At 76.5% G+C, this 10,049-nt stretch carries 9 protein-coding genes; 6 read left to right on the plus strand and 3 right to left on the minus strand.

The window, feature by feature from the left end; genetic code table 11:
* The first annotated feature begins 7 nt into the window (after positions 1–7).
* The 4 genes from V2J85_RS37255 to V2J85_RS37270 are packed head-to-tail and all read left to right on the plus strand — an operon-like array spanning position 8 to position 3,916.
* Complete coding sequence (locus tag V2J85_RS37255; RefSeq protein ID WP_330824058.1) at positions 8–793, plus strand: polysaccharide deacetylase family protein; 786 nt, start codon at positions 8–10, stop codon at positions 791–793.
* Entirely contained in the window at positions 790–2,079 is a 1,290-nt protein-coding gene (locus tag V2J85_RS37260; RefSeq protein WP_261951289.1) for a glycosyltransferase, read from the plus strand. Before V2J85_RS37255 ends, V2J85_RS37260 begins: the two co-directional genes overlap by 4 nt.
* An 8-nt stretch (positions 2,080–2,087) precedes the next feature.
* Positions 2,088–2,786: a YveK family protein gene (locus V2J85_RS37265; protein WP_330824050.1), complete on the plus strand. Its 699-nt coding sequence runs from the start codon at positions 2,088–2,090 to the stop codon at positions 2,784–2,786.
* A complete protein-coding gene (locus V2J85_RS37270; protein WP_261951287.1) occupies positions 2,783–3,916 on the plus strand; it encodes a GNAT family N-acetyltransferase in 1,134 nt (377 codons plus the stop codon). The genes V2J85_RS37265 and V2J85_RS37270 overlap by 4 nt, the downstream gene beginning before the upstream one ends.
* A 17-nt stretch (positions 3,917–3,933) precedes the next feature.
* Here V2J85_RS37270 and V2J85_RS37275 read toward each other — a convergent pair whose 3' ends face one another.
* The gene (locus V2J85_RS37275; protein ID WP_330824051.1) at positions 3,934–4,959 is read right to left on the minus strand and encodes a glycoside hydrolase family 26 protein; all 1,026 of its coding nucleotides are present in this window, start codon (positions 4,957–4,959) and stop codon (positions 3,934–3,936) included.
* 410 nt (positions 4,960–5,369) lie between these two features.
* On the opposite strand from V2J85_RS37275, the gene V2J85_RS37280 reads away from it, so the two are divergent.
* Positions 5,370–6,668 (plus strand): NAD(P)-binding domain-containing protein, encoded by a 1,299-nt coding sequence (locus tag V2J85_RS37280; protein WP_330824052.1) that lies wholly within the window; start codon positions 5,370–5,372, stop codon positions 6,666–6,668.
* A 142-nt stretch (positions 6,669–6,810) separates the two neighbouring features.
* On the opposite strand, the gene V2J85_RS37285 is transcribed toward V2J85_RS37280, so the two are convergent.
* Positions 6,811–7,278, minus strand: coding sequence for a hypothetical protein (locus V2J85_RS37285; RefSeq protein WP_330824053.1), 468 nt, complete (start codon positions 7,276–7,278; stop codon positions 6,811–6,813).
* Positions 7,279–7,522: 244 nt separating this feature from the next.
* Here V2J85_RS37285 and V2J85_RS37290 point away from each other — a divergent pair, with 244 nt between their 5' ends.
* A complete protein-coding gene (locus V2J85_RS37290; RefSeq protein WP_330824054.1) occupies positions 7,523–8,998 on the plus strand; it encodes an NsdA family TPR-like regulatory protein in 1,476 nt (491 codons plus the stop codon).
* A gap of 131 nt (positions 8,999–9,129) precedes the next feature.
* Here the strand turns inward: V2J85_RS37290 and V2J85_RS37295 are convergent, their stop codons facing one another.
* Positions 9,130–9,723, minus strand: a complete 594-nt coding sequence (locus V2J85_RS37295; RefSeq protein ID WP_261951282.1) for a histidine phosphatase family protein — start codon at positions 9,721–9,723, stop codon at positions 9,130–9,132.
* Positions 9,724–10,049: the final 326 nt, after the last annotated feature.

Raw genomic sequence — 10,049 nt, forward strand, 5'->3', positions numbered from 1 at the left:
GATCCTGATGTACCACTCGGTCACCGACACCGCCGGCCGCACGGACGATCCCTACCGGATCACCGTCTCCCCCGGCCTGCTGGACCGTCAGCTGCGCTGGCTGCGCGACCGCGGGCTGCGCGGGGTGGCGGTCGGCGAGCTGCTGCGGGCCCGGGCCGCCGGGCGCGGCGCCGGCCTGGTCGGGCTGACCTTCGACGACGGCTACGCCGACTTCCTCACCGGCGCGCTGCCGCTGCTGCGCCGGCACGACTGCACCGCCACGGTGTTCGTGCTGCCCGGCCGGGCCGGCGGGCTCAACTCCTGGGACCCCAGGGGCCCGCGCAAACCGCTGCTGACCGAGGACGGCATCCGCGCGGTCGCCGCCGCCGGGATGGAGGTCGGCTCGCACGGGCTGCTGCACCAGGACCTCACCACCGCCGACCCGGTCACCCGGGAGCGGGAGACCGCGGTCAGCCGGGCCCGGCTCGCCGAGCTCACCGGCCACGCCCCGGACGGCTTCTGCTACCCGTACGACGGGGTCGACGCCCGGGCCGTCGCGGCGGTGCGCGCGGCCGGCTACGCCTACGCCTGCGCCCTCGACCCCGGCCCGCTCACCGGCCGGCACGCCCTGCCCCGGGTGCACATCGGCGCCGCCGACACCCCCTGGCGGCTCTCCCTCAAACGGGCCCTGCACCCGCTGCGCCGCCGCGCCCTGCCCCTCGACGAGACCCCCTTCCCCGGCCCCGCGACACCGTCCGGGCCCGGAAACCCGCAATCCCCGGCCGCTACCGCTACTCCTGGAGGCCTCCGGTGAAAGTCCTGCACGTCATCACCGGCCTCGACGTGGGCGGCGCCGAGCAGCAGCTGCGGCTGATGCTGCGCCGGCTGCCCGCCACGTGCGAGGTCGTCACCCTGACCGATCCCGGCCCGGTCGCCGCGGGCATCGAGGCCGACGGCACCCCCGTCACCCACCTCGGCATGACCGGCAACCGCGATCTGACCGCCCTGCCCCGGCTGGCCCGGCTGATCCGCGCCGGCGGCCACGACGTCGTCCACACCCATCTGTACCGGGCCTGCGTCTACGGCCGGATCGCCGCCCGGCTGGCCGGCGTCCGGGCGGTGGTCGCCACCGAGCACTCCCTCGGCGACGCGGTCATCGAGGGCCGCCGGCTCACCCGCGGCGTGCGCGGGCTGTACCGGGCCACCGAACGGCTGGGCTCGGCGACCGTCGCGGTGTCGGACACCGTCGCGGCCCGGCTGCGCCGCTGGGGCGTGCCCGGCGAGCGCATCCACGTCGTCCCCAACGGCATCGAGGCGCACCGTTTCGCCTTCGACCCGGCCGCCCGGGCGCTGGTCCGCACCCGCCTCGGGCTGCCGGTGGACGCGTTCGTGGTCGGCGGGGTGGGCCGGCTGGTGCCCGGCAAGCGGTTCGACGTCCTGGTCCGCGCGGTGACCCAGCTCCCCGGCGTGCACCTGCTGCTGGCCGGCGAGGGGCCGGAGCGGGACATGCTGCGGCGGATGGCCGAGCAGTTCGGCTCGGGCGACCGGATCCATCTCCTCGGCGCGCGGGACGGCGCGTTCGGCGCGCTGGCCGCCGGCCGGGCCGACGCCTGGGCCCGCACCGGCGGCACCGACGCCCCACCGCCCGGCGCCGGGCCGGACATCCCCGGCCTGCTCTCCGCCATCGACGTCTTCGTCTCCCCGTCCCCCGAGGAGGCGTTCGGCCTGGCCGTCCTGGAGGCGCTGGCGTCCGGGCTGCACGTCCTGTACGGCAGCTGCCCGGCGGTCGACGAACTGCCCGAGGACCAGGCCCCCGGCGCCCGGCGCTTCAGCCCCGGCGTACACGAACTGGCCACCTCACTACGGGAGTTGAGGCGGCAGGGACCGGGCCGGCTACCGGTCCCGCCAGTGGTGCGCCGCTACGACATCGCCCGCAGCGCCGAGGCCCTGATGGACGTCTACGAGGAGGCCCTGGCCACCGCCGCGACCCGGTGGCGCGCCGCCGCGCCGGCACCGGCCGGACCGGGCCACCCCTCCGGGGTGGTCGCGCTCCCGGACCCGTCCCCGGCGCCCGCCCCGTCCACGCTCACCAACCGGTAGGCGGCGCCGTGCACGGGACCGTGAACCACGCCCCCACCGGCCGGCCGCGGGGCGCGCTGCGCCGGCTGCGGGACCGGTTCGGCCCGCTGCCCCGCTGGTGGCCGGTGCCGCTGTGCGCCCTGCTCGGCGCGGCCGGCGGGGCGGTGTACCAGGCGGTCGAACCGCCGCGGTACGCCGCGACCGGCTATGTCGCCGTGGTGCCCGGCAAGGGCGCCGACCCGGCCGCCGCGCTCGGCTTCGCCCAGGCGTACGGGCGGATCGCCACCAGCGGCGCGGTGTTGGCCGACGCGCACCGGGACTCCGGCCTGCCGCTCGGCACGCTGCGCGGCGGCATCCGGGCGGCGACCTCACCGGACGCCCCGATGATCGAGATCACCGGCACCGCGCGCACCCCGGCCGGCTCCGCCGGCCTCGCCAACGCGGTGACCCGCTCGCTGGCCCGTACCGGCAACCGCACCGCCGCCCGCACCGGCGCCCACCTGCTGGTCTTCGCCCGCGCCTCGGCCCCGGACGACCCGGTCTCGCCGTCCGCGCCGCTGGCCACCGCGGTGGGCGGCGCGGCGGGCGGCCTGCTGGGCGGGCTGGTGCTGCTGGTCCGGCCGCGCGAGCGGCGCCCCGCGGTACGGGCCGGCGGATCGGTCCCGGCCCCGGCCCACGCCGCGGTCGAGGCGGGCGCCGTACCGGCCGCCGAGGACGCGGTGCGATGACCACGACGGTCTGCCGCGACCCGGCCGCGTTCGCCGCGCTGGCCGTCGACTGGCGGGCGCTGCACGGCCGTTGCCGGGCGGCCACCCCGTTCCAGAGCCACTCCTGGCTGCACTCGTGGTGGCTGTCGTACGGGACGCCGGGGCGGCTGCGGATCGTGCTGGTGCGCCGCGGCGGGCGGCTGGTGGCGGCGGCGCCGCTGATGCTGACCTACCGTCCGCTGCCCGTGCTGGTGCCGCTCGGCGGCTCCATCTCGGACTTCTCCGACGTCCTGCTGGACGACTCCTGCCCCGGGCCGGCGGCCGCGGAACTCGCCGCCGGGGTGCACCGGGCGGCCCGCGGCGCGCTGGTGGACCTGCGCGAGGTGCGGCCGGGCGCCGCCGCCGAGCACCTGTACGCGGCCTGGCCGGGCCCGCGCCGCCGGCTCGCCGACTCGGTCACCCTGGAACTGCCCGGGATGCCGATGGACGACCTGGTGGGCCGGCTGGCCGGGCCCCGGGCCCGCCGGGCCCGCGCCAAGCTCCGCAGGCTCGACGCGCTGGGCATCGAGGAACGCACCGTCCCGGCCGGGGACGTGCCCTCCTCGGTGCGCAACATGCTGCGGCTGCACGGCCTGCAGTGGCAGGGCCGGGGCGTGACGCCGGAGCACCTGCGGCCCCGGTTCGCCGCCCATCTGGCGCGCGCCACCCGCGAGATGGTCGGCAGCGGCGACGCGGTGCTGACCGAGTACCGGCTGGACGGCCGGGTGATGGCCGCCGACATCCTCTTGATGTCCGCCGACCTGGCCGGCGGCTACCTCTACGGCGCCGATCCCGAACTCCGCGTCCGGAAGGTCGACATCACCACGATGCTGATGCGCCACGACGCGCGCCACGTGGTGGACACCGGCCGCGGCGCGCTGAGCCTGCTGCGCGGCACCGAGCCGTACAAGCTGCACTGGCGGCCGGTGCCGGTGACCAACCAGCGGCTGCTGCTGGCCCGGCGCGCGCAGGCGCCCGCGCTCGGGCTGTACGCCGCCCGGATCACCTGCCGGACGTGGGCCGCCGGCCTGGCCCGCGGGCGGATGACCTCGCTGCGCGGCCTGCGGACCCGGCTCGGCGCCGTACGGGCGAGCGGCGCCGGCCGGCCATGACCTCCCCGGACCACCGCTTATCCGACAGGCCGCGCCGGAACGGGCGGCGGCGTCCCGGTGGGCCCGGCCGCGTCCGGCACGCCGTACAGCACCTGCCGGTACGCCTGCGCGGCGCGCGGGTTGGCCCGGCACTGCCACACGCCGTGCGGGCAGTAGTCGGTGATCGTCTGGTAGAGCGGCGGGTGCCGCGCCATCCAGTCCAGCATGCGGGTCACGAAGCCGGGGTTGTCGCCGTTGCGGAACAGGCCCCATTCCGGGTACGAGATCGGCTTCCGGTGCGCAGCCGCGAAGTCCACCTGGGCCTTGAGCCCGTACGGTTCGCGGACCATCGCGTCGAAGCTCTCCCCGGCCGGCTGGTCGTAGGAGTCCATGCCGAGGACGTCCACGACGTCGTCGCCCGGGTAGCAGAGGGTCCAGCCGATCGCGTCCCGCCCCCGGCTCGGCGCGAAGTCGAACCGGAACCGCTGCCCCGGCACCGCCCGCATCACGGCGACGATCCGCCGCCAGTACGCCTTCCACGCCGCGGGTTCGGGCGCGCAGCGGTGGGTGTAGGTGATGCCGTTCATCTCCCAGCCGAGGGTGAGCACGGTGTCCGGCAGGCCCGCACCGACCAGGCGCCGGGCGAGGGTGCGGAAGTGCCCGTCGAAGGCTCCCGCCGCGGCGGTGCCGAGCAGCCGGCGCACCTCGGCGTCCGGCAGCCGCGCCTCGTCGGGCGCCATCATCGGCACGTTCAGGACGAACAGCCGGCCGGGCGCCCCGTGCCGCCAGACCGTCCACGGCCACAGGAACGCCGGGTCGCCCTCGATGTCCGACCAGTTGTTCCCGGGCAGGTAGGTGTGGCCCACCCGGACGTCGGTGCCGCCGAGCCACTGCCGGAGCGCCGTCATCCGCCGCACCCCGCGGGCGTCGGACCCGAGGAACGCCCCCAGCGGTACCGGGGGCGGCGGTCCGGCCGCGGACACCACCGGGGCGGCGGCCAGCAGGCACGCCAGCAGCGCGCCGGCCGCGGTGGCTGCCGCCCTCCGCCGGTTGCGCTGGGACATGGTGCCTCCGGTGGCTCCTCCGCGGACGCCCGCGGTCCGGTGCGCTGACACATGACGGCCGTTCAGGACGCGTCCCAAGACGGCACCAAGGAGATAGCCCGGACGCCGCGCCGGAACGCATTCCGGTAGCCCATTGGCGCCCCCCGGTCCCCCACCCGGTCCATCGAACGCCCATGGAAGGCCCATCGAAGGTCCGTCGAACAGCGAAGCGAAGGACTCCGCGCCATGCCCCGCCCGGCACGCCGTCGCCCGGCACGCCGCCGGCCGGCCCGCCGCTCGACACCGAGGTGCCCGTCGTGCTGCTGCGGCTCGACGCCAACCCCTTCGACGACCGACGAGCGGTAACCAGCAACCAGCAACCCGCAACCCGCAACCGGAAATCAGCAACCAGAAAGAGCAGGAAGACACCCATGTACGACCTCGTGGTGGTGGGCGCCGGCCCCTACGGACTCTCGATCGCCGCACACGCGGCGGCGGCCGGACTGCGGCTGCGGGTCCTGGGCCGGCCGATGGCCTCGTGGCGCGACCACATGCCCGCCGGCATGCTCCTCAAATCCGAGCCCTGGGCCTCCAGCCTCTCCTCCCCCACCGGCGGCCACACCCTGGCCGGCTACTGCGCCGCCCACGACCTGACCGCCGAGCACGGCGTCCCGCTGCCCCTCGACACCTTCACCGCGTACGGCAGGTGGTTCGCCGAACGGGCCGTACCGCAGATCGACGAGACCACCGTCACCGCGGTCCGCCCGGACGGCGACGACGGCTTCCGGGTGGCGACGGACACCGGCGAGCTGATCGCGGCCCGCACGGTCGTCCTCGCCGTCGGCCTGCCGCCGTTCGCCCACCGCCCCTGGCCGCTGCTCGACCTGCCCGCCGAACTCGCCTCGCACAGCAGCGACCACCACGACCTGTCCCGCTTCACCGGCCGGCACGTCACCGTCATCGGCTCCGGCCAGGGCGCCCTGGAGACCGCGACCCTGCTCGCCGAGCAGGGCGCCCGCGCCCACGTCGTCGCCCGCGCCGACCGGCTGCGCTGGAACGCCCCGCCGCAGCCCCTCGACCGCGGCCGGCTGCGCGCCGCGCGCGACCCGCACAGCGCCCTCGGCACCGGCTGGCCGAACTGGGCGTGGTCCCAACTCCCCTGGGCGGTACGCCGGTTGCCGTCGCCGACCCGGGTACGGCTCGCCGAGAACGCGCTGGCCCCGGCCGGCGCCTGGTGGCTGCGCGAACGCTTCGAATCCGCCGTACCACTCCTGCTCCATCACCGGCTCCGGGCCGCGGTCCCGCACGGCGACGGCGTGCGGCTCCATCTCACCCATACGGAGGGGAGTACCGAAACCCTCGACACCCACCATGTGGTGGCCGCCACCGGCTTCACCCCTGACGTGGGACGGCTGCGGCTGCTCCACCCCCGGGTGCGCACGACCCTGCGGACGATCGGCGGCAGCCGTGCCCCCGAACTGAGCCCCGGATTCGAGTCCTCCTGGCCCGGCCTGTTCTTCGCCGGCCTGCTGACCGCGCCGTCCTTCGGCCCGTCGATGCGCTTCGTCCACGGCGCGGCCTTCACCGCGGCACGGGTGGTCCGCGGCGTACGGCGCAGGCTCGGCGACCGGCAGGGCACCGCCACCATCCCCCGCCCGGCCGGGGCCACCACCCCGGCTCCCGCGGGCGGCCCGGTCCCGGACGCCCCGGCCGACGAGCCCGCCGTCTAGACGGGCCCGCCGCCCGACACACCGGAACGGCACACGGCAGGGGCCGCCCGGCACAACCGGGCAGCCCCTGCACGTCGTTCATCCGTCGCTGTGGGTCTCCGTCGCGGTGGGTCCGTCGCTCCGCCACGCTCCCCCGCGGGGGTCACTGACAGCGGTCGACCGCCGCGATCGTCCGCGCCGCCTCCCCGAGCGCCGCCCGCAGCACGACCGGGTCCGTGGCGGCCGCCCCCGCGCCCTCCGGCGGCACCAGCCAGCCGGTCCCGGTCACCGGCGGCTCGGCCGGTTCGCCGTCACCGCCCGCGGCGCCCGGCAGGACCCCCCGCCCGTAGGTCTGGGTGCAGGCACTGCCCGGCACGTCCCAGCCGGCGGCCGTGCCCGGCGGTACGAGGAAGCCGAGGGTGTCGCAGGCCCCGTCGTGCAGCACCGGGCCCACCCCGTCCCGCAGCCGCAGGATGTCCACGGCCTCCAGCCCCTGCCGGGCGGGCACCGTCACGAGGTCGCAGGGCTGCACCGGAACGGCGGCCGTCCCGCCCGGCACGACCTGCCTCCGCGAGCCGCCGGCCTGGCCCGCGGAACCGTTGCCGCCCCTGCTCACGCCGGTCTCCCACACGGAAAACCCCTCCTCCTGCACCTGCAGTCCCTTTACACCGAATTCAACGGTCGGGCGTGTCAACAGCTACGGCGGCGTAACGCTGCAAAGGATGGCAGTTCATGGCAGATCACGCGTGAGATATCCGGTTTGTAGCCAAACTGTGCGTATCGGTGTCGTCACAGCCGGTACGGTCGTCCCGCCGCACCGCCAGACGCGGCATCGCCACACAGATGGCACGGAGAGGGCACGGTGAGGGTCCGCCATGGCGTCGCCAGCAGCACGATCAGCGTCGTCCCGTACCGTACCCGCCCGCCCGAACACCGCCTTCCGACAGCTGCGCGGCCGGCTGTCCCCGGGCGAGTTCGCGGCGGCGGTCCGACGGTCCGCCCGTGAGATCGGTGAGCAGGTCTCGTGCGACGCCCGCTATGTGGGTCGCGTCGAGTCCGGGGAGATCCGGTGTCCGAACTACGCCTACGAGCGGGTGTTCCGGCACATGTTCCCCGGGCTGACGCTGCCCGACATGGGCTTCGCGCCGCGCGAGGCGGTACGCGGACGGGGGGCGCGTACGGCGGCGGTCAGCGCCGCGCCCCTGGCAACCGACCCCGACCACCGCGATACCCGTATCCAGATCTGCGAGGAGAGCGACGTGCTGCGTCGCGCGTTCATCACCGGCGGCCCGGCGGCAGCCCTGGGCTTCGCCGCCCTGCACCCCATCGAGGCCGCTGCCGCATCCGACCGGGTGCCCCCGCCGCGCCCACCGGCCGGCGGCCGCGCCGGCGCCGCCGAGGCCACCGCCGTCGAACAGGCCGTCCGGTACATCCGGCTGCTGGACGACCGGCACGGCGCGGAGGGCATCTACCACCGCGCCACCCAGCCGCTGCGCGCCGCCTACGACCTGCTGGAGGCCGATGTCCGGCACCGTTCGGTCTCCGACCGGCTGCACACCGGCGCCGGTGAACTCGCCATCTCCGTCGGCTGGTTGGCCCACGACTCCGGCCGCTTCGACGACGCCCGCTCCCACTACGCCGAGGCGCTGGCCACCGCCCGGGTCTGCGGCGACGCCGCCCTGGAGGCGCACGCGTTCTGCAACACCGCCTTCCTCGCCCGGGACGCCGCCCGCCCGCGCGAGGCGGTGCGCGCCGCGCAGGCCGGGCAGCAGGCCGCCAAGCACCTCGCCTCGCCGCGGCTGCTGTCCCTGCTGGCGCTGCGCGAGGCGGGCGGCTGGGCGGGGCTGGCGGACCGTCCCGGCTGCGAACAGGCGCTGGCCCGTGCCGAGCGGCTGTTCGCCGCCGGGCCGCGGGACGGCGACCCCGAGTGGATGACGTTCTACGGCGAGGCCGAACTGGCGGGCCTCACGGCGCAGTGCTGGTCGGCCCTCGGCGACGCCGGACGCGCCGCCGAGCACGCGCACCGCGCGGTGGCCCTCCAGGACCCGCACTTCACCCGCAACATCGCGCTGTTCACCGCGGAACTGGCCGCCGACCTCGCCGCCGACGGCGCCCCCGAGGAGGCCGCCGCGGCCGGCCTGCGCGTCCTGGCCCTCCTCGAAGAGGTCCGCTCCGCCCGCATCCGCACCCTGCTCGCCACCACCGCCCACACCCTCCGCCCCCACCACACCCTCCCCCCGGTCGCCGACTTCCTGTCCCGGCACGCGACGGCGGGTGCGAGTGCGGGTGCGGGGGATGGTGAGGCGGCGGGTGATGGCGAGGCGGCGGCGGAGGTGGTCGGGGTGGGCTAGGTCCCACTACGGGCAGGGGCTGCGGTCGTGCGGACCCGCGGTCGTGCCGGCGGGCGGACGGCGGACGTGCGGGCTGGCCGTCGTACGGGCCTGCGGGCGCGCGCACCGGTGGGCGAATCGGAGGGGGCGGGTCAGCCCAGGTGGCCCGTGTCGTTCCAGCGTTCGATCGCCGGCTCCCCGTAGGCCCAGCCGAGCACCGACAGGGACGTCGGCTCCAGCCGGATGCGGGCGGCGAACGAGATGTCCAGGCCCAGCCAGCGGGCGCCGAGGGTGCGCAGGATGTGCCCGTGCGCGAAGACCAGCACGTCCCGGTCGGCCGACCGCGCCCAGGCGACGACCTCGTCCGCCCGTGCGGAGACCTCGGCCAGCGTCTCGCCCTCGGGCACACCGTCCCGCCAGATCAGCCACCCCGGCCGCCCCGCCTTGATCTGGGCGGGCGTCAGCCCCTCGTACGCGCCGTAGTCGACCTCCATCAGCGCGTCCCACTCCTGCGCCCGGTCGCCGAAACCGGCCAGCTCGCAGGTCTCCTTCGCGCGCACCAGGGGGCTGGTGCGGACCTCGACGCCCGGCAGGCCGTCCCAGGGCGCGTGGTGCAGCCGCTCCCCGAGCAGCTTCGCGCCGCGCCGGCCCTCGTCCAGCAGCGGGATGTCCGTACGCCCGGTGTGCCTGCCGGAAACGGACCACTCGGTCTTCCCGTGCCGGGCCAGGATTATGCGCGCTGCCATGGGTCGCACCTTTCGCCGATCGCTCGGCCACGTACTCATCATCTATCGGCGCGGGCGGCATTGACCGCGGGCTTTCCATCATCGCCCATGGGGGCGTTTTGTCCGCGGCCGGGTGCGCAGGGCGTCCGTGCTCGGGGGCGCAGGTCGTACGCGGTCAGGGCGCAGGTCGTCCGCAGTCAGGGCGCAGGCACCTCGCGCTCGCCCGCCGGGGCCGTGCGCTGCGCCTCCGCTTCCCCCCACCCCCGAACCCACCCCCCGCCCCCTCCCCCGAAGGGGGAGAGGGGGAGGGGGCGGGGGGAGCCTCCGGCCCCTCCCGCGCCCCGCCC

The sequence above is a fragment of the Streptomyces bugieae genome (assembly GCF_036352915.1).
Taxonomy (GTDB): Bacteria; Actinomycetota; Actinomycetes; order Streptomycetales; family Streptomycetaceae; genus Streptomyces; species Streptomyces endophytica.